The 18,221-nt window shown below is 62.0% G+C and carries 19 protein-coding genes and 1 tRNA gene; 14 read left to right on the forward strand and 6 right to left on the reverse strand.

The window, feature by feature from the left end; all coding sequences use genetic code 11:
- Positions 1-11: 11 nt before the first annotated feature.
- Positions 12-1,238 carry an MFS transporter gene (locus UC34_RS20670; RefSeq protein ID WP_044457001.1) on the forward strand — a complete coding sequence of 409 codons (1,227 nt, stop codon included), beginning with the start codon at positions 12-14 and terminating at the stop codon, positions 1,236-1,238.
- A 133-nt stretch (positions 1,239-1,371) separates the two neighbouring features.
- On the opposite strand, the gene UC34_RS20675 is transcribed toward UC34_RS20670, so the two are convergent.
- Positions 1,372-2,232 carry an arylamine N-acetyltransferase family protein gene (locus UC34_RS20675; RefSeq protein ID WP_044457002.1) on the reverse strand — a complete coding sequence of 287 codons (861 nt, stop codon included), beginning with the start codon at positions 2,230-2,232 and terminating at the stop codon, positions 1,372-1,374.
- Positions 2,233-2,246: 14 nt separating this feature from the next.
- Complete coding sequence (locus UC34_RS20680; RefSeq protein ID WP_044458504.1) at positions 2,247-2,780, reverse strand: glyoxalase superfamily protein; 534 nt, start codon at positions 2,778-2,780, stop codon at positions 2,247-2,249.
- Positions 2,781-3,201: 421 nt separating this feature from the next.
- On the opposite strand from UC34_RS20680, the gene zapE reads away from it, so the two are divergent.
- Entirely contained in the window at positions 3,202-4,257 is a 1,056-nt protein-coding gene (gene zapE, locus UC34_RS20685; protein WP_044457003.1) for a cell division protein ZapE, read from the forward strand.
- 15 nt (positions 4,258-4,272) lie between these two features.
- Here the strand turns inward: zapE and UC34_RS20690 are convergent, their stop codons facing one another.
- Positions 4,273-5,181 carry a LysR family transcriptional regulator gene (locus tag UC34_RS20690; protein WP_418303910.1) on the reverse strand — a complete coding sequence of 303 codons (909 nt, stop codon included), beginning with the start codon at positions 5,179-5,181 and terminating at the stop codon, positions 4,273-4,275.
- A 129-nt stretch (positions 5,182-5,310) separates the two neighbouring features.
- Here UC34_RS20690 and UC34_RS20695 point away from each other — a divergent pair, with 129 nt between their 5' ends.
- From UC34_RS20695 to UC34_RS20730, 7 genes are all read left to right on the forward strand, one after another.
- On the forward strand, positions 5,311-6,087 hold the full coding sequence (locus tag UC34_RS20695) for an NAD(P)H-dependent oxidoreductase (protein ID WP_044457005.1): 777 nt from the start codon (positions 5,311-5,313) through the stop codon (positions 6,085-6,087).
- A 172-nt stretch (positions 6,088-6,259) separates the two neighbouring features.
- Entirely contained in the window at positions 6,260-6,886 is a 627-nt protein-coding gene (locus UC34_RS20700; RefSeq protein WP_044457006.1) for a LysE family translocator, read from the forward strand.
- Between the two features lie 257 nt (positions 6,887-7,143).
- On the forward strand, positions 7,144-7,605 hold the full coding sequence (locus UC34_RS20705) for a MarR family winged helix-turn-helix transcriptional regulator (RefSeq protein ID WP_044457007.1): 462 nt from the start codon (positions 7,144-7,146) through the stop codon (positions 7,603-7,605).
- A gap of 459 nt (positions 7,606-8,064) precedes the next feature.
- Entirely contained in the window at positions 8,065-8,721 is a 657-nt protein-coding gene (locus UC34_RS20715; RefSeq protein WP_044457009.1) for a glutathione S-transferase family protein, read from the forward strand.
- A gap of 4 nt (positions 8,722-8,725) precedes the next feature.
- Positions 8,726-9,052 (forward strand): DMT family transporter, encoded by a 327-nt coding sequence (locus UC34_RS20720; protein WP_044457010.1) that lies wholly within the window; start codon positions 8,726-8,728, stop codon positions 9,050-9,052.
- A 140-nt stretch (positions 9,053-9,192) separates the two neighbouring features.
- Positions 9,193-9,807 carry a pyridoxamine 5'-phosphate oxidase family protein gene (locus tag UC34_RS20725; protein WP_044457011.1) on the forward strand — a complete coding sequence of 205 codons (615 nt, stop codon included), beginning with the start codon at positions 9,193-9,195 and terminating at the stop codon, positions 9,805-9,807.
- A 116-nt stretch (positions 9,808-9,923) separates the two neighbouring features.
- Positions 9,924-10,946, forward strand: a complete 1,023-nt coding sequence (locus UC34_RS20730) for a CPBP family intramembrane glutamic endopeptidase (RefSeq protein ID WP_237165352.1) — start codon at positions 9,924-9,926, stop codon at positions 10,944-10,946.
- A gap of 40 nt (positions 10,947-10,986) precedes the next feature.
- Here the strand turns inward: UC34_RS20730 and UC34_RS20735 are convergent, their stop codons facing one another.
- Together UC34_RS20735 and UC34_RS20740 are read right to left on the reverse strand one after the other, a co-directional pair.
- The gene (locus UC34_RS20735) at positions 10,987-11,976 is read right to left on the reverse strand and encodes a hypothetical protein (protein ID WP_044457012.1); all 990 of its coding nucleotides are present in this window, start codon (positions 11,974-11,976) and stop codon (positions 10,987-10,989) included.
- 108 nt (positions 11,977-12,084) lie between these two features.
- A complete protein-coding gene (locus tag UC34_RS20740; RefSeq protein ID WP_157123254.1) occupies positions 12,085-13,776 on the reverse strand; it encodes a hypothetical protein in 1,692 nt (563 codons plus the stop codon).
- Between the two features lie 156 nt (positions 13,777-13,932).
- Here UC34_RS20740 and UC34_RS20745 point away from each other — a divergent pair, with 156 nt between their 5' ends.
- Together UC34_RS20745 and UC34_RS20750 are read left to right on the forward strand one after the other, a co-directional pair.
- Positions 13,933-14,637, forward strand: a complete 705-nt coding sequence (locus UC34_RS20745; RefSeq protein ID WP_044457014.1) for a hypothetical protein — start codon at positions 13,933-13,935, stop codon at positions 14,635-14,637.
- A gap of 205 nt (positions 14,638-14,842) precedes the next feature.
- The gene (locus UC34_RS20750) at positions 14,843-15,412 is read left to right on the forward strand and encodes a hypothetical protein (RefSeq protein ID WP_157123255.1); all 570 of its coding nucleotides are present in this window, start codon (positions 14,843-14,845) and stop codon (positions 15,410-15,412) included.
- A gap of 98 nt (positions 15,413-15,510) precedes the next feature.
- Here the strand turns inward: UC34_RS20750 and UC34_RS26200 are convergent, their stop codons facing one another.
- Positions 15,511-15,693, reverse strand: a complete 183-nt coding sequence (locus UC34_RS26200; protein ID WP_052811161.1) for a hypothetical protein — start codon at positions 15,691-15,693, stop codon at positions 15,511-15,513.
- An 80-nt stretch (positions 15,694-15,773) separates the two neighbouring features.
- Here UC34_RS26200 and UC34_RS20760 point away from each other — a divergent pair.
- The 3 genes from UC34_RS20760 (at position 15,774) to UC34_RS20770 (ending at position 17,991) form a co-directional block, all read left to right on the forward strand.
- Positions 15,774-15,847: transfer RNA gene (locus tag UC34_RS20760), tRNA-Gly, on the forward strand.
- A gap of 217 nt (positions 15,848-16,064) precedes the next feature.
- Positions 16,065-16,646 carry a TetR/AcrR family transcriptional regulator gene (locus UC34_RS20765; protein ID WP_044457016.1) on the forward strand — a complete coding sequence of 194 codons (582 nt, stop codon included), beginning with the start codon at positions 16,065-16,067 and terminating at the stop codon, positions 16,644-16,646.
- Between the two features lie 145 nt (positions 16,647-16,791).
- Positions 16,792-17,991, forward strand: a complete 1,200-nt coding sequence (locus tag UC34_RS20770; protein WP_044457017.1) for an MFS transporter — start codon at positions 16,792-16,794, stop codon at positions 17,989-17,991.
- The last annotated feature ends 230 nt before the right edge of the window (positions 17,992-18,221 follow it).

Here is an 18,221-nt window from a genome sequence, read left to right on the forward strand (position 1 = left end):
GAGCCTCACTCATGAGTTCCGCTCAGCTTTCGAACACCGCGCCGGCTGCCCGCCCGCAGCCCGAGCTCTCCGCCCGGCTGATTCTGTTGCTTGCCACGGGTACCGGCCTTACCGTGGCCTCGCTGTACTACGCGCAGCCAATGCTCGGCATCATGACCGACGACATCCACGCGGCCAATACGACCGTCGGCTGGGTGCCGACGCTCACCCAACTGGGTTACGCGCTGGGCATTCTGCTGCTGGTGCCGCTTGGCGATCGCATCGACCGCCGCCGTATCGTGCTGACCAAGGGCGTGATTCTCACGCTCGCCCTGCTGCTGGCCGCCTTCGCCCCGGGCATCGGCACGCTGCTCGTCGCCAGTCTCGCCATCGGGCTGACGGCGACCATGGCGCAGGACATCGTGCCGGCGGCCGCAGCGCTCGCACCCGAGTCGATTCGGGGACGCGTCGTGGGCACGGTCATGACCGGTCTGCTGCTTGGCATTCTGCTCTCTCGCGTCGTGTCAGGCTTCGTCGCGCAGAACTTCGGCTGGCGGGCGATGTACGTCGTCGCGGCCATCAGCGTGGCGGGTTTCGGTCTGGTGGCATGGCGGGGTCTGCCGTCGTTCCATCCGACGACGCAACTGACCTATCGTCAACTGATCGGCTCGGTGGTGGGGCTTTGGCGCCGTCATCCGGCATTGCGCCGGGCCGCGTTCGCGCAGGGTCTGCTGTCGGTCGGCTTCAGCGCCTTCTGGTCGACGCTGGCCGTGATGCTTCATGAAGCGCCGTTCCATCTGGGCGCCGCTGCGGCCGGCGCGTTCGGTCTGGCGGGCGCCGCCGGTGCGCTCGGTGCGCCGATTGCCGGTCGCATCGCCGACAAGAAGGGACCGCAGGTCGTCACGCGTCTGGGGGCCGCCATGGTGGCCGTCTCGTTCGCCGCCATGTTGTTCGCACCGATGCTCAGCCCGCATGCGCAACTGTGGCTGATCGGCCTGGGCGCCATCGGCTTCGATCTCGGGGTGCAAGTCGCGCTGATCTCGCATCAGACGATCGTGTACGGGATCGAACCGGCAGCACGCAGCCGCCTGAACGCCGTGTTGTTCGTCTGCGTGTTCATCGGCATGTCGCTCGGCTCAGTGCTCGGTTCGCAGGCGCTGGCTTACTTCGGATGGACGGGCGTGGCCTCGCTCGCCACGCTGGCCGCCCTCGGGGCGCTGGCCGTTCGGATGTGGCCGGGCACGACGTCGGCTCACTGAGCGACTTAGTGACTTAGCGACTTAGTGACTTGGCGGTAGACAGGTAACAAGGGCCTTGCAGACGACTCACCGTCTGCAAGGCCCTTTGCGTTGGCGCCGACGCGTTTTCGCCACCGACCCATGACGAAGGCGCTTAGCGTACGACCGGCTTTGCCGCCCCTGCCAGCGCACGTTCGAACAACTCGTCGGCGTCCACATCCGAGATGTCGAGCCCGAACCGCCCTTGCAGCACGTCGACGAGGTGAGAGGCACCGGCAATTCGCGTCTCGTCGAGCACATCGCCGTTCGGGTCGCGCTCGACGAGCTTGGTGTCGAGCAGCGCCAATCGCCCGTGCGGCAGCACCCGGCATGCCATCAGATGGTTGGTGAAGATGGACTCCGGCGCGCTCGACGTGTACCAGTTGCCAAGCTTGTAGTCGATCCACTCGGCCGGTCGCGGCGTAAAACGATAAGTCGGCAGCCACGTCTGCGCCGATTTCACGCTCAGGCGGTATTCGGCAATCGCGTCATCGTGGTTCGCCCGTACGTTTTCCAACTGAAAGGTTTCGAGCGGCGTCGATTGCGCTTGCGTCGTATTCAGACGCAGCGGCGCGGTCAGCGTGACCGACCCGAAACCCACGTCCGCCAACCAGGATTCGCCGTCCAGTTCCACGCGCAGCAGCATGTGTGTGAGCGGCGCCTCGTCCGTGAACTTGCGGCCCCAGGCGACACGACCGATCAATGGCGTGACAGCGAATCCCAAATGGGTGAGCGCACTGGCAAAGAGCGCGTTTTGCTCGAAGCAATAGCCGCCGCGCTTCGCGTCGATGAGCTTGTCGGCGACCGATGCCAGATCGACGTTGACCGGCTTGCCGCGAATCGGATCGAGATTTTCGAAAGGAATGACCTGCGGGTGCAGCGCATGAATGGCGCGTAGCACGGCAAGCGAAGCCTCACGCGGGCCGGTGTAACCGATGCGCCGGAAATAGCGTTCCGGATCGAAAGCTTGAGACATACCTGACCGCCTTTTCAGTCGCTCGATTCGCAGAAGCGAATATGGTTGTTGAACGGATCCGTCACGCTCATCTGCTGCCCCCAGTCGAGCGCTTCGATGCCGGGGTTCATGTTCGGATAGCGTTTGGCCGACAGTTCGCGTTGATACGCCTGCACGCCGCGCATGAAGACGAAGGTCGTCGCTCCCGGGCTGGCGTCGCCGTAATGGCCTGACAGGTGCAGCGTCATGCCGGCGCGAGAGACCTGACAGTACAGAGGCATGCCATCGGCAAAGCGATGTTCCCAATCCAGCCGGAAGCCCAGAAAGTCGACATAAAATTCGCGCGCCCTGGCTTCGTCGAAGATCCGGTGGATCGGCGCGACGGTATCGAACACGATGCCGTCCTCGGCCGCCGACGCCACCTTGGCGGCGAGCACATTCCAGTCGGCAAAGCCGAACTGCGCGGCGACGGATTCGAGTGACTGTGCGTGGGAGATATCGATGCCCTCGCGCGCAAGACGTTCGCGCAGGGAACGGGCCATGACTTTGGCGTCGAGATAGGTTCGCATGTTTGCCATCCTTGTGTCGTTCGATAGCGGCGCATTCGATCAGTGCTCGCGTTGCTGATGCGCGCCGCCTGAGGAACGGGACGGACATGCGTTGCCTGCGATGCTTTCACCATTCCCTGACGGGAGCGAGCGGCAGGCAGCATCGGCCTTGGCGGCCATTCTAGCAGCAACGCCGGGCCGCCTGCCATCCGGCGGGAACCCTGGCCCGGTAGCGCGAACCGTCGTGCGGCGTCACCTTGCCTGTCGCCGTCCGCCGCTATCCACCCGCTATCCACCGCTGTCCGCCGCCGCCCATGCAATGCCGAAATGCGATGGCCGACTGCCGAATTCCATATTGGCCGGCATCGCAGCGCGCCGGTATAGTGGCGCTCGTTGGCCGGCGCGACATCGTCGGCATTCGCTTTTTCGGAGTACGTCTTTCATGATCGACGCCGCGCGCATTACGCAAGCGCTGGCCGAGCGCCACATCACCCCCGACCTGCGCCAGCGCGACGCCATCGCGGCCCTGACACGGTTGACAGTCCCGACGACGGCCGGGGCCTCACCCAACGACCGCGCGTACGACGGCGTGTACTGCTACGGCTTGCCCGGACGCGGCAAAAGCCTCGTCGTCGACGCCGCCTTCGCCGTGGCGACCGGCGAAAAACGCCGCGTGCACTTCCACGAGTTCCTGCGCGACATCCATCGTCAACTCGTGCGCGAGCCGAAGTGCGACGACCGGCTGGCCGCCGTCGCGCATCGATGGCTCGACGGCGTCGAACTGCTATGTTTCGACGAGTTCCACGTTCACGATATCGCCGATGCGTTCCTCATCGGCCGCTTCCTCGACATTGCGCTCTCGCGCGGGGTACGGCTGGTACTGACGTCGAATTACGCGCCGCAGCAGTTGCTGCCCGACCCGGAGTTTCACGAGCGGTTCGAGCCGACCATCGCCGTGATCGTGCAGCGCTTCGCGATCATCCATTTCGACGGCGCGACCGATTACCGCCTGGGCGGAGAGACGGCGCAGATGGCGCGGTGGATTTCTCCATTGGCCGCAGCGCACGACGTCTTCCCCGCACGATATGCGGAACTGGAAGGCAGCCTCGCGTCGGGACCGACGCAGGTGACGATGGCCGGGCGATCGCTTGCCGCGCGCAGTGCCGGTGCGCGGGTGTTGTGGGCCGACTTCGATGCGCTGTGCGTGGCGCATCGCTCGCATCTGGATTACCTCGGCCTTTGCGAGCAATGGCGGGCACTGTTCGTCGACGAATTGCACGTCGAACAACTGCGCCGCCCCGATACGCTGCAACGCCTGCTCTGGCTGATCGACATTTCCTACGACCGGCAGTGCACCTTGCTGATCGCGTCGGACGCGCCCCTCATTGCGGCCCTTGACGCGCTGCGCGACTGGCGCGATCTCTCGCGCACGATCAGCCGTCTGGCCGAGATGGGATCTCGCGATTACGAGCGCCGAACGCTGATTCCCGCTCGCTAAACGTGCTTCGCGGGACTACACCACGTTTGCGATTTGCTCGCGTAGCCAGCGGTGCGCCGGGTCGCGATGCACACGCTCGTGCCAGTACATGGAGATTTCGAACCCGGGCAGGTCGATCGGTGCCGACGTGATTTGCAGAGACGGATCGTCCCGCACGAGACGCTCGGGGGCCATCGCGACCAGATCGGTATTCGCCAGCGCCGAGCGCAGAAACAGAAAGTGCGGCACCGAAAACACGACACGTCGCGACATGCCCTGCGCCGCGAGCACATCGTCGGTGCTTGCCCGGAAGCCGCCACCATCTTGTGAAACGATGGTGTGATCGAGCTCGCAGAACTGCCTGAGCGTAGGGCGACGCCGCAGCTTCGGATGTCCCCGACGCCCAACGAGCACATATTGCTCGGTGAACAGCGCCTTGCGATGCAGCCCTTGCGGTGCGTCCTCCGTCGTATGAAACATGACGTCGACACTTCCCTGCTCCGCCTGACGCGCCATCCGGGATGGCATCAGATCGAGCACCGCCAGACGCGCCTCGGGCGCCTGCACGCGCAATTGCCGGAGCAACGGCAACACGATGGTCGATTCGGTGTAGTCGGTCGCGGCAATTCGCCAGGTCAAATCGGCATTCGCGGGGTCGAAGGGCGCCGCGGGCGCCACCGCGCGCGAGAGCGATTCGAGCGCCTCGCGCAGCGGTTCGCGCAACGCCTCGGCACGCGCTGTCGCGCGCATGCCGCGCGGGCCCGGCAACAGCAGCGGGTCGTCAAGCAGCTCGCGCAACTTCGCCAGATGCACACTCACCGCAGGTTGAGAGATGTGCAACCGCTCGGCTGCACGCGTGACATTCAACTCGGCGAGCAGCATGTCGAGCGTGACGAGCAGGTTCAGATCGAGGCGTCTTAAATTAACCATCGTTATACCTGACATATTGGGAATTCATTTCCAATATACCTCCTGACGCCCTAAGCTGCATGCGTTCTCCCTGCTGTTGCGCGAACCGCCGCAGCAGACCACGCAAAAGGTATCGACTGCGCCGAATGGCGACGGAGCTTGAAAATGAATGTGCTGATCGTTTATGCCCACCCGCAACCGCGCTCGCTCAACGGCGCGCTACGCGACTTCGCCGTGCAACATCTGCAAGCGGCCGGCCACCATGTGCAGGTCTCGGATCTGTATGCGATGCAATGGAAGACCACCATCGACGAGCACGACGCGCCGCAACGCGACACGTCCGAACCCTTCCATGCGTCGCTCGACTCCATGAAGGCCTACCAGAGCGGCACCCAGAGCCCCGACATCGCGTGCGAGCAGGAAAAGCTGCGATGGGCCGATACGGTCATCTTCCAGTTCCCGTTGTGGTGGTTTTCCATGCCCGCCATTCTGAAAGGCTGGGTCGACCGGGTGTATGCCTATGGTTTCGCCTATGGCGTAGGCGAGCATTCGGATACGCACTGGGGGGACCGCTATGGGGAAGGCAGCCTCTCGGGCAAGCGCGCGATGCTGGTCGTGACCACCGGTGGCTGGGAATCGCACTACAGCGCCCGGGGAATCAACGGCCCCATCGACGACGTGCTGTTCCCGATTCAGCACGGCATGCTGTTCTATCCCGGTTTCGACGTGTTGCCGCCATTCGTTGCGTATCGCACGTCGCGTGTCGATGGGGCGATGTTCGAGACGATGACGCGGGCGCTGGGCGCCCGGCTCGATACGCTCGCCACGACCGCGCCGATTCCCTATCGTCGACAGAACCAGGGGGACTACGACATCCCGGCCCTCACGCTCAAGGACGGAATCGCCGACGGAAAGACCGGTTTCGCGGCCCATATCGCCTGAAGCGGTGAGGCCGCCGTCATCACCGGTGGAACGGTTAGCGCGTTCGGAGCGGGCCCGAAATCCCGGTGCGTCGGCCTTTGCCGGGCCGACGGCGTGCCGGGTTGCTACCGGCGACGGCATCTGCAAGACTGGCGACTTCGCGCCGTCATGGCGCCGCTAACGGTGTCTCGTCATGCAACACGCCACGCTTGCGATTTACGCCACGGCCGCACTGATCGGCGGCCTGATCCCCGGTCCCAACACGCTGCTTGCGCTGGCAAACGGCGTCTCCGGCAACTGGCGCGTGGTGTTTGTCGGGATGTGCGGTGCGGCGCTCTCGGACGTGATCGTCGTGGCGGCCGTCGGCGCCGGACTTGGCGCCTTGCTCATGGCGTCGGCGTCGTTGTTCGCCACGATCAAATGGATCGGTGTGGCCTACCTGGTATGGCTGGCGATCCAGCTGTGGCGCGCTCAGCCGCAAGATCTGAGCCGCGTGCGTGTCAAGTCCGACCTGAGCGCGCGACGCGTGTTCCTGCGCAGCTTTGGCGTTGCCCTGACCAATCCGAAAATTCTGCTGTTCTTCTCGGCGTTCCTGCCGCAGTTCGTCGATACGTCCATGCCGCTTGCACCCCAATATGCCGTGCTGGCCGTCGTCTCGGCAGCGATCGACATCGTCGTGATGACGCTTTACGCGACCGGCGGTGTGCAGGCCGCTCGGCTGATGACCGCCCGCGGACTCAAGCGGCTGAACCGTGTATGTGCCGTCGTCATGTTCTCGCTCGCAGGCGGGCTTGCGCTGTACCGCAAGAGCGGTAGCTGACGCTGCGCCAAAACGCCTCAGACCGTCGTCGGATCGCGCTTTTCGGGATCGATGCCGTACTTTCGGATGGCCTCGCCAACGCGCCGAGATCATTTCGCGCAGGATCGCGCCGCTGCCCGTGAGTTGTACGCGCGGCGTGTCGGCTGACGCGACAGCGCGATCACCAGCCATTAGTTGCATTTGCAATCGTCTCGCCTGCCATTCTAGCGATGTACAATTGCAACTGCAATTCATCCATGAACACGACAAGGACATTCATGAGTACCCCCGAACCCGATCTCTGGTTCTCGTTCGTGCGTGCGCACCGCACCATGATTCGCGAGATCGAGCGCCGTCTGGCGGCCGCCGGCCTGCCTGCCTACGCGTGGTATGACACGCTGTGGGGCCTGGAAAGCGGCCCGCAGGGCACGCGACGCATGCACGAACTCGCCGACGTGCTCGCCATCGAGCGCTATAACCTGACGCGGCTGATCGACCGCCTGGAGCAGGAAGGGCTGGTCATGCGCATGCGGGACCCGGACGATGGCCGTGCCGCGTACGCGACCATCACCGACAAGGGGCGCACGCTTCGCAAGAAGATGTGGAGGGTCTATCAATCCGCCGTGGCGGAGTTGTTCCTCAGCCAGTTCCGTGAGAAGGACATCGCGCCGGTGGCCGAGGCGCTCGACCGCGCCAGTACGGCAGCGCGCGAGTTCCTGGCGCAGACGAAGCCGCGATAGCGAAACGCCGCTTCCGAGGCTCTCGCTGCACGCATTCCCTGCGTCCCACGCGCCGAGTCGACCATCCACACCTGATCGGGACATATCGCCGTGAGACAACGCGTTCGCAATATGCGCGAGGACATCGGCGGGCGATGTCGCGATGCCTGACAGGGGCGCGTCCCGACCGTCTCCGGCGCTCGCTACATCCCACATCCTCTTCCCGCTTGTCACCGCTTGTCACCGCTTGTCACCGCCCAGCGTGCCGAAAGCCCGCAACTTCCCGATGCAGGCCAGCGCCGCCCGTCGCGTTGCGTTCTCCACCGATGGGGAACTCCGATCCGACATCGCCCTCATGGCGCCTCCTTCATGTTCGCGCGTGTTTCCAAACATCTTGCGATCCGCCTGGGAAACTCTTACGATTGTAATTGCAATCATTGCATTTGCAATCGTAAATCCGGACAACATCTCGAGGCACTCATGACACCGACACTCACCACGCCGCCCCTGACGTTCTATACGGCCAATACCCCTAACGGCCTGAAGGTCAGTGTGTATCTTCACGAAGCCGGACTCGCGCATGAGCAGATCAACGTCGATCTGTCTGCGGGCGAGCAGAAACAGCCGGCATTTCTGCAACGCAACCCGAATGGCAAGATCCCGGTTATCGTCGATCACGAGCGCGACGTGACTGTCTTCGAATCCGGCGCGATCCTCACGTATCTCGCGTCACGCACAGGCGTGCTGCAACCCGTGTCGCAGACGAAAGCCCTTGCCGTGAACCAGTGGCTTCACTTTCAGATCGGAGGGATCGGCCCGATGCTCGGGCAGTTGTGGTGGTTCCTGCACGGCGCGAAGACGGGCAATGCCGAGGCGATCGCCCGATATCGCAAGGAGTCGCTGCGGCTGATCGACGTCGTCGATACGCGTCTGGCGCGCTCGCCCTATCTCGCCACGGACGACTATTCCATCGCCGACATCGCCGCGTTTGCGTGGCTGCGCACGCATGACGAGCTCTACCTCGATCTGACGGCGTTCCCGCACGTGCGTCGTTGGCTGGCGCAGATCGAGGCGCGTCCGGCGGTACAGGCCGCCATTGTCGCCAACCGGGGCGAGGCCCGGTCGGAGGAGGTTTGATGCCATGGCCTGGATCTATCTGCTACTTGCTGCCGTGCTGGAAATCGCCATGGGATTGGCGCTGAAGTTCAACCAGGGATGGACACGTGTGGTGCCCAGCGCCGTCGCCATCGCGGCCGCGCTGGCGAGCATATATTTGCTCGCGCTCGCACTGCGTTCGCTGCCGGTGGGTATGGCTTACGCCATCTGGACCGGCATCGGCACGGTGGGTCTCGTGGTGGCCGGTGTGATCTGGTTCGGCGATTCGCTGCCGTGGACGCGCGTCGGCTTTCTGGCGCTGACGATCGTGGGTATCGCGGGGTTGCGGTTTTCCGAAACCGGCGCCACATGATCATCGCCGCACGTTCCCGGTGCACGGCACAGGCGCGACAACACTGCCGCGAGGCGACGATTTACGCCCGACCGGGCAAACCCTATACTGCCCGCAGCGAACGACATCCAGCCTCACCATTGCGTTGACAAGGGCGTGACATGACACACGATGTGACCAGCGTCGAACAACTCGAAGCGATTTACGGCGAACCGAGCGAGCGTGCCATCTGGAAGGAACTGACATATCTCAACGAGGACTATCAGGCATTCGTGAAAGCCTGCCCGTTCGTCGTGTTGGCATCCGTTGGCGAAGGAGGCACCGACTGCTCGCCAAAGGGCGACCCCGCAGGGTTCGTGCAGATTCTGGACGAGCGCACGCTGGTCCTTCCCGACCGACCGGGCAACAATCGGATCGACAATCTTCGCAATATCGTCAACGATCCGCGCGTGTCGATTCTGTTCCTGATTCCCGGCGTCGGCGAGACGCTGCGCGTGAACGGTCACGCCCGCGTTTCGGTGGACCCGGCGTTGCTCTCGCGCTTCGAAGTCAACGGCAAATTGCCCAAGACCGTCATCGTCGTGTCGATCGACCGCGTTTATTACCACTGCGCAAAGGCCATCGTTCGCTCACGGCTTTGGGATAAGGAATCTCAGGTGCCTCGCGAATCGCTGCCGAGTCCCGGGGCCATGCACCGCCGCCTGTCCGGCGGCACGTTCGACGCTCAGGCTTATGACCGGGACCTGGAGAAGAACACCCTGGCTGGCTTGTACTGAGTCTCAGAAAGGCGCCTTCGGGCGCCTTTCTGCTTTTGGGCAGCAAATCGGTGCGCAGGGGAAAACGTCGAGCTTTAAAGATTCGCACGTCCCTGCGATAATCCGATTTGCTTCAAATGCCTAACAAACTTCGGAACAACGAAGCGCATCTTGTCTTTCAGGTTTGCCGCAGGACGCCGATGAGCGGGGGTTCATTGACGTCACATATGCGGGCGGGGCGCGATATTCCGGCGAATCGTTGCGGAGATGCCGGCATCGCAATGCGTCATAACGATAAAGCGGATCAGAAGGCTAATAAAAAAATGAGAGCCAAACCGGGGAAATACTGCTTCCCGAATTTGCTGGAAGCTTTTTTTGTCGTCGTCGCACTTTATTTCGTAGAGATGATCGTCAACGCGATCGTCGTGCAGTTGAGCTACCTCGTCCACATACGCCCCATGGCGGCCTACAGCATTGGGCGCGTGCTGGCTTACGGGCTCGTCTTTTGCGTGGTGTTACATCACAGCAAACTCAGCTACCGGGAGCTGTTTCAGGGTCGCGGCTCGGTACGCGCGACGCTCGGGCTGTTCACGCTTCCGATTGCGTTGCTGACACCCGGCATGCTGCTCGTGTGCGGCGTGATCAACGTTGGCGTGGAAAAGTTGTTCCCGACGGGCGGGTTGACACAGGACGCTTCGGACATGTTCGCGCAAGCGGGGCTCGGCTCGTTCATCTTGATTTGTCTGATTGCGCCATTTGTGGAAGAGATGCTGTATCGCGGCATCCTGTTGCGCAGTTTTCTGCGTCAGTATCCGAGCGGCACCGCCATCGCCCACTCGGCCGCAGTGTTCGGGCTCGCGCATCTGAATGTGTATCAGTTCGTCGGGGCGCTCATTATCGGTCTGGTCCTTGGAAAGCTGTACGAACGTACGCGTTCGCTGGTCCCGGGTATTTTGCTTCACATGTTTTACAACACGGCAGTGGTCGTCATCACGGTGAACCTGCCCGCCGGAGGGAAGACCCCGAACGTATTCGACCTGCCTGCCATCTGGTGGGTTGTCGGTCTGGCGAGCGGCGCCGCCGGAACACTGATGCTCAAGCACCTGCTGTGGCACGCTCCGGGAACGAGGGCCGGCGCGGCGCCCGTCACTGATGAATAGTCGGCGTCAGGTAATGCCCCAGCGGTAACCCGGTTCGCGCTCAGTGAGCCGGGTAACTGATGTTATTGAGCACTTCGCCCTTATCGTCAAGCGTGACGTCCCTTCTGTCAGTCAGATATCCGTTTTTCCCGAAAACCAGCGTGACCGTGCGTTCCTGCATCTTCTTGCCATCGCATACGAGTGTCGATTGTGCCTTGTAGTGATCGGCATCCTGGCCGGCGATCTGACTGTAGGTTTCCATGCAACCGTTCCGGTTCAGAAAACCCGTAATGACATCGCGCGTTTCGTCGTAGAAGAATGTGAATCGAGTCTGGTCGGGATAGACGATGCTCTGAAGATTGAAACGATCGCTGTAGGCGAAGGCGTAGCGTTTGCGCCATGCATTGTCGAGCTCAGACAACTGATCACCCTCGAACGCATAATTGGCAGCACTCCCTCCCGGCCCCTGAATTTTGGCGAGATGCGCACCATCGTAGATGAACGTCACGCCCTGTGCGTCGGGCGCCAAAAGCTTGACCACACGCCCCGCAGCGTCTGTTTCGACCGCCATGCCAGCGACGGAGACCAGCTTGCCGCTCCAGTCGTAGGTCTGCACGCCCACGGAGAAGCCGGGGTGCCAGACGTCGATCCCCGTGCGGGATATCTTGACCGTAGCGAAAGTCTCCGGGCTGCTCAGGAGGATATCGGCGCCGTTCCGGGCCAGCGTTTGCAACGTCGTCCCGACAAGCTTCGTTCGCGTCGCACGGTCGGGTTCGAAGCGAATCGCATCACCGAATTGCTGACGCATGCCACAGTTTTCGATAGTCACCGAATCCTTCGCAACGACGGCTCGCGTCTCGATATCTATGTGCTTTTCCTCCTTCGCCGTCTTGAGGTGAATCGCATTGCACCAACCCACCCCGAGCGCGTTCTTATAGGTGTTGCGTGATTTGTACTGGTGCACGACCGAGCCCCACGCGGGCGACATGGCAACGATCTCGTAGTGCATTTCGAGATTCTCCATATTCACACCGACACCCAGTGCGTTCACGGACGACGCAACACAGCATAACGATAGGAGGAGCGGGATTCTCATGGCGTACGAGATGACGAGGTTGAAATCACGAGATAGGGGCCAGGTTAGCGTCACGGATTGGCGTCACTTCAGGCGTTCGATCTCCCGATAGCCGTCTGCCTCATAGTTCACCTTCCACGTTTCGCCGGAGTCTTCGCGCGTCTGAATCGCCTCGCCAATCAAATCTCCGTCGACGAATGTGCCTTGTACGCGCATGACGCCCTTGAACGTCACTTCGCCTTTGCCTTCCGGCACACAGACATTGCCGTTGAAACGGCAAGTCCCCTGATACGTTTGCTTGCTGGTATCTCGGAGCAGGACACCACGACTCAGGCCTGCGGCTGGATCCACGAGGACCGCTGTCTTGTCCACACTGTCGAAAAGCGAGTACCGCCGCCCCGCTGTCATGTCGACCGAGCCCCTGACCTCAGTTTGCGCAAGCGAGCATGCATATTCCTTCGTTGTGTCGGATCGATAACAACGACTTCGTGCCACGGTAATCGGCGTTGGAACGGAGGACCGAAAATCAGGAAGGAAAAAGCCAAACACGTCGCCCGTAATGAACTGCTCCTGGAGGGCTCGTTCGAGCAGCGTCACATAAAGCGCAAACGGTGTGAGCCGCGAGACCATTGTCTCGTCAATGCCGTACTGGGCAATGGCACGGCGGAATGCCGGATCTATAGTGGGTGTGAAAGGGTAGGTGAGCGCTTCATGATGCTGCTGCGTGTTTGCTAGTTTGAGCGACAAAAGCAAGTTCTTGGCTTGCAGAATGAACATTTCATCGTTGACGTTTGGTGCATCCGGTTTGATCCGCTTTAGCGGCCCATCGAGGATGCCGCAGTACAAGCCCATGCCGAGCGTCTCGGCCGCCGAGGCGACACCCGCGTAGATCTTCTCCATCAGTGAGCCGGGTTTGCCCTTACCATTACGGAGCGCATCGAAACCCACGGCATTCTGGTGAGCAATATAAATTGCCATGGCGTGGTCTGGGTTCTCTCGGCTTGCCTGTGCCGTTTTCAGAACAGCGCATACGTTCGTGCCCTCGTAGACGACCATCATGCTGTATGCCTGCCGGACGTGCATCAGATATCTAAAATCTCCATCAGACGGCAACGCCGCACTCGGCTTGGGATGCGTGTGCGCACTGGATACGCTCTCCCCTTCGCATTTCAGTCCGTTGACTTCGATCCGGACAGACATGTCTTCACCGTCCTGTATCTTCCCGACCACCCAGTTGATCCCACTGCTTTCCAGGCTCCCCTTGCCTTCGATCTGATCCCGAAGTGCCTTTTCCTGTGCGGCATAGGCGGCGGGGTCCATCTGCGCCTTGCCCGCTACCAGCGTCGCATATCGGTTCATCAGTACGTCCCGATCCTCGGACCGCGCCTGCGCCTTGATGCCCAGACAGGCGCCGGCCTCTCTATTGTTGGCTAGCGTCGTCGCGCCCAGACGCTTCAGACCTGTAGTCCACTCGGCAGGAACAAACAGTTGTGCAGGTAGATCCGCCGGCGTCTTGGCAATCTTTAGGCCGGCGAGCAGGTATTCAGATTCCGTGAGTTGCGCATGCGCGCTCGACACGGAGAGCATGGCGGCGAGGCCAAGCGATAGCGCAACGCGGGCGAGTTTGGCGCGACAAGTCACAGTAAAAGGCCTTTGGCATCTTCGATCCATCCGTCGCGGCGCGGCAAAAGCGTCTCGACCGGATGCCAGATTCATTGCGCGCAATAAGGTGAAAGCGCGCTGCGACGACTGCGGCGGGGCTTGGACATCGTCCATCCAAGCGCTGTCCCGCCGTGACCGTTACGTTATATCCGGCTTTTTCATTTCCGCCATCCTTCATTTGCAGGATGTCGTTGCGCAGTAGCCCTTCCTATACTTTTTTCACCTGAAAACTCGGTGGCGCGTAGCGCGCGTCGCCAATGACGCGTTCCTATGCGAATCTCTCCGCGCACGTCGGTCTTGTCTTGTGTCGTTGCGACGCTGCTGCTCAGTGGCTGCTCGTTCGCCCCAAGACTTCCGGCACAGCAGCCGCTCGGTTCGGGCATCTTCGACCAGAAGCCCGAGCAATCGCCGCAGGCGAAGCTGCGCGGCGGCCCCAATGCGAGGCTTGCCGTCATGCTCACGCGCAATACCGGGACCAATACCCGCTACATTCTCGAGCGCCGGGTCGATTACGAAGCGCGATGGACCGGCAATGCGTGGATGCAGCCTTACGGCGTCCTGCTCGATGCGTCGTTTCCATTGTCGTGGGTCGCCAACTCGCTGAAAAAGCAGTTCGGCACCGTCAAGCAAATCTCGACGCTCGCCGAGCTTCGTAGCGGGAGCTTCGACGGACTGGCCTTGGTAGACATCCTCTACGAGCCCTATGCAAAAGGCATCTCCGAGACGACGTCTCGCGTCACTGTGGCGTTCTACGACGCGCAAGGCCGCTACGTCGGCGTAGCGGGAAGCCGTGAGTACAAGGTGGACAGCGGATTTTGCTGCTGGACCTATGCCGAAGTCATTGCACTCACCCGTAAGCAGCAACGCCCGCTGATCGACGCGCTCTCAGAGTTCGACGCGAACCTGCCATCCGTCGTGGACCGGTCCGCGTCGCCCGACAGAACTGCGGGCAAGCAAAGCGTGTCGGCGAAGTGATCGAAATTCGCTTTTGCCCCGCGCCGCCCTTGCGCGTTTCAACCCTTCCGTCAACGCCATCGAGTCATCCATGCGACCTCTCCTGACGAGCCTTCGGCGCCACGGCCTGATAACGGCGATGCTTTGCTTTGCAGGCACACCATCGGTGTACGCGCAAAGCTGCGACTGCACGCAGATTGTGAGTTCATGCACCGGCTCGGTGGCAATGACGCCCACTGGAAGCCAAAAGGGGCTGTACGGGGCCGATCTCACCATCAGCGCCAATGCACAGCAGTGCGCCAGGGTCGAGTACTTCGTCGACAACACACCGGCGTTCACGATTCTGGTCAACGGACGTTCGGGAACGGACCGCGTGATGGGAACCAGCGAATCGCCGATGACGGCGGACCGCGTGACCTATCAAAGTTGTCGCGTCTGCAAGGCAGGTGCGTCCAATGCTGCGGAGAAATCGGCGGGACAAACGCGCAACGAAGCGGAAATGCTGTTCGATGCTGCGCTGGAGAGAAACGACTTCAATCCGTACAGCAAGGATGAGGCGTTCCAGCGTCTGGCAGGCAATGCCGGCGCGGTGGATGGCGCCAACATGGCGGCAATGATGAGCGTGATGCAGAGCATGCAGCAACTCCAGGCGACGGTCGGACGAAGCGCGAATGTGCCTGCTGCGGTGGTCGCATCGCCAAGCGCGGCGCCCGCGAAGACGACGACCGACACGTGCACGTCGAAAGGCTTCCGAACGTGTGATTTCGGCTGGCCGGAAGACGTGCCTCGTAAATGACGTGCCGCCCCTGTCGCGAAAATGTTGGCTGAGGTTGCGAACTTTCTGTGATTTGTCGCCGCGCAAATCGTCGGCTCCCGCAGGAAGCCGATGCCGGGTTAACGGTTCTGCGGGGCGATGTGCCGCAGTTGCGACGCAAACGCCCGGTGACTTTCGATATCCACAGGCTTGTGCGTGACGACAGACGTCGGCGGATTCCCCGCCACATTGTTCCCACCCTTCCAGTCGCGCGCGGGCCGAATGGGGCGCGGCGCGAAGCCGCCGCCGCAATTCGGGCACACGTCCGGGAGGAAAAAACGCGCTCGTCCATCGAACTCGACGCCCCGAAGCTATGCTAAACTTCTCGACTCAGTGCGCCAGAGCGGGCGTCGTATAATGGTAATACCCTAGCTTCCCAAGCTAGAGCCGTGGGTTCGATTCCCATCGCCCGCTCCAAGAATTCCTGAAGAAGCCGTCCTTGCGACGGCTTTTTCGTTTTCCGGCGTCGCCCGTCTTGTCCCTTCGCCCTGGACGTCCCTCAATTCCACAACCGACATCCGGTTATTTGAACATTCGGTCAAAAATAACCTATAGTCACGCCATCGGACGGTTGCATGGACGGTTGTATGACACGCAACCCCATTTCCATTCCTCCAGACCCAAGAGGCCCTTCATGAGCGGACGACCCAGAGAATTCGACGATGCTGCCGTCATCGACGCCGCCATGGACGTCTTCTGGACGAACGGGTACGAAGGGACGTCTGCTCAGGCGCTCGTCGAATGCACCGGACTCGGGCGCGGCAGCCTCTACAACGCCTTCGGCAGCAAGCTCAATCTGTACCACGAAGCGCTCGAACGCTATCAGACGCTGGGGCTGCAGAAGCAAGTCGACATTCTCAATGCCCCCGGCCTCGTCAAGGATCGGCTGCGCACGCTGCTGCAATCCGGCATCGACGAAGACCTCGATCCCGCCAAGCAACGCGGCTGCATGTCCCTTTTCGCAGCGTTCGAGCGTGGCGCCAAGGACGAGAAAGTCCGGCAGATCAGTCAGGCTTACTTCATCCGCATCGAACAAGTGCTCGTGCACCTGATCGCCGTCGGCCAGCATAACGGCGAACTCTCCACCGAGCGCTCGCCCGTCGTGGTCGCTCGCACGTTCCTGTCGAGCTACTACGGTCTGCGCGCCCTGGGACGCACGGTCTGCGACCGCGCATTCCTCGAAGGCATCATGCAAGGCACGCTCGACCAGTTGTGACGCAAGGCCTGCCGACGCATCGGCCCCGCGCCAACACCGCAACGAATTCCTTCTCGCGCAGCAAGCCACCCAAAACAACGGATAACCCCATTCACCCCCCGCGGGTCGCCTACGCATCCGCAAATATGGAATGATCGTTAAAAATATGACGCAAAAATCCACAATGCCACCGGTGGTCTATCTATTAGGGCTCACCGTTTTTGCCATGACCACGGCGGAATTCATGGTCGCCGGGATGATGCCCGCGCTTGCCCGCGCAATGAACGTCGGTATCGGCGACATCGGCAATCTGATCTCGCTTTACGCCCTGGGCATGACCATCGGCGGCCCGGTCCTTACCGCCTTGCTGCTCGCGCTGCGCACGCCGCACAAGCGCGCGCTCGTCTGGCTGCTGACGATCAACGTTGCCGGCGGCGTGCTTGCCGCCATGTCGACCCGCTATGAAGTGATGGCGCTCGCCCGAATCATCATGGGCGTGGCCAGTTCGGCGACGTTCGGTGTGGCGCTCACGCTCTGCGCCGATCTCGTTGCACCGTCGGTTCGCGGACGCGCCGCATCGTTCGTGCTCGGCGGCCTGATGTTCTCGCCCGTGGTCGGCGTGCCGCTCACCGCCTTCATCGAACAACACTACGGCTGGCGCGCCAGTTTCTGGCTCGTCGCCGTGCTCGCTGCGCTCTGTTCCATCGCCGTCGCGCTCTGGGCGCCGAAGGGGGAAAAGCAGGACGCAGAGGCCATCAGCCTGTCGGCGGAATTTCGATCGCTGCTCAATCGTCCGCTGTGGGCCGCGTTTGCCACCAGCGGATTGATCATCGGCGCAACGTTCGCTGCCTTCAGCTACTTCTCGCCGATCTTTTTGAATGTCGCCGGGGTGTCGGCCACGTCGATTCCGAATCTGCTGGCCATGTACGGCATCGCCAACATCATTGGCAACGCCGTGGTGGGACGTTTCGCCGACCGACATACGCTGACGGTGCTCGTTGTGGGTTTGTCAGTGCTCGCACTCGCGCTAATCAGCTTCGCGCTTTGGGCGCAGTTCACGCCGGTCGGTGTCGTCGCGTTCGCCGCCATCGGCCTGACGGGCGTGTCGCTCAATCCGGCCATGGTGGCCCGTGTCATGCGTGCCGCAGCACCGGGGCCGCTCGTCAATACGATGCACACGTCGGTGATCACGGCGGGGCTCGCCTTCGGGACGTGGGCCGGGGGCGCCGCCATCGATGCCGGTTATAGCATGCGTGCACCACTGTGGATCGGCGCCGCCATGGCCGCCGTGGGTCTCGCCAGTCTGTTGCCTTACCTGCGCTCGGGTCTTGCGCAAGCGCCCGAGACGGCTTGCTCCGCGTCCTGAACGGACGTCGAACCTCACGTCAAGGTCGATTGAATTCGATGTCGCGCGTCGCCGATCACATGAACAGGTCGGCGGCGTCCGAAAAGCACTTGGCCGCCAGCACTGCCCGGCACGCCCACGTGCCAACGGTCACCAGTGCGTCGCAGATCGGTCCAACTGCCGCCATGTCACACCTCCGGTTTCGTTTGTTTCGCGCTTGCGGCGAGTTGGGTTAGCCGGCCCCGGAATTC

This window comes from Pandoraea vervacti, from assembly GCF_000934605.2.
GTDB lineage: Bacteria > Pseudomonadota > Gammaproteobacteria > Burkholderiales > Burkholderiaceae > Pandoraea > Pandoraea vervacti.

Excerpts from the sequence above, each read along its gene's own strand:
- UC34_RS20670 (WP_044457001.1), top strand. The coding sequence starts at position 12 with ATGAGTTCCGCTCAGCTTTCGAACACCGCGCCGGCTGCCCGCCCGCAG.
- UC34_RS20765 (WP_044457016.1), top strand. The coding sequence starts at position 16,065 with ATGAGCGGACGACCCAGAGAATTCGACGATGCTGCCGTCATCGACGCC.
- UC34_RS20675 (WP_044457002.1), bottom strand. The coding sequence starts at position 2,232 with ATGTCTCAAGCTTTCGATCCGGAACGCTATTTCCGGCGCATCGGTTAC.
- UC34_RS20770 (WP_044457017.1), top strand. The coding sequence starts at position 16,792 with ATGACGCAAAAATCCACAATGCCACCGGTGGTCTATCTATTAGGGCTC.
- UC34_RS20725 (WP_044457011.1), top strand. The coding sequence starts at position 9,193 with ATGACACACGATGTGACCAGCGTCGAACAACTCGAAGCGATTTACGGC.
- UC34_RS20715 (WP_044457009.1), top strand. The coding sequence starts at position 8,065 with ATGACACCGACACTCACCACGCCGCCCCTGACGTTCTATACGGCCAAT.
- UC34_RS20730 (WP_237165352.1), top strand. The coding sequence starts at position 9,924 with ATGCCTAACAAACTTCGGAACAACGAAGCGCATCTTGTCTTTCAGGTT.
- UC34_RS20745 (WP_044457014.1), top strand. The coding sequence starts at position 13,933 with ATGCGAATCTCTCCGCGCACGTCGGTCTTGTCTTGTGTCGTTGCGACG.
- UC34_RS20720 (WP_044457010.1), top strand. The coding sequence starts at position 8,726 with ATGGCCTGGATCTATCTGCTACTTGCTGCCGTGCTGGAAATCGCCATG.
- UC34_RS20700 (WP_044457006.1), top strand. The coding sequence starts at position 6,260 with ATGCAACACGCCACGCTTGCGATTTACGCCACGGCCGCACTGATCGGC.
- UC34_RS20695 (WP_044457005.1), top strand. The coding sequence starts at position 5,311 with ATGAATGTGCTGATCGTTTATGCCCACCCGCAACCGCGCTCGCTCAAC.
- UC34_RS20750 (WP_157123255.1), top strand. The coding sequence starts at position 14,843 with ATGACGCCCACTGGAAGCCAAAAGGGGCTGTACGGGGCCGATCTCACC.
- zapE (WP_044457003.1), top strand. The coding sequence starts at position 3,202 with ATGATCGACGCCGCGCGCATTACGCAAGCGCTGGCCGAGCGCCACATC.
- UC34_RS20740 (WP_157123254.1), bottom strand. The coding sequence starts at position 13,776 with ATGGACGATGTCCAAGCCCCGCCGCAGTCGTCGCAGCGCGCTTTCACC.
- UC34_RS20680 (WP_044458504.1), bottom strand. The coding sequence starts at position 2,780 with ATGCGAACCTATCTCGACGCCAAAGTCATGGCCCGTTCCCTGCGCGAA.
- UC34_RS20690 (WP_418303910.1), bottom strand. The coding sequence starts at position 5,181 with ATGTCAGGTATAACGATGGTTAATTTAAGACGCCTCGATCTGAACCTG.
- UC34_RS20705 (WP_044457007.1), top strand. The coding sequence starts at position 7,144 with ATGAGTACCCCCGAACCCGATCTCTGGTTCTCGTTCGTGCGTGCGCAC.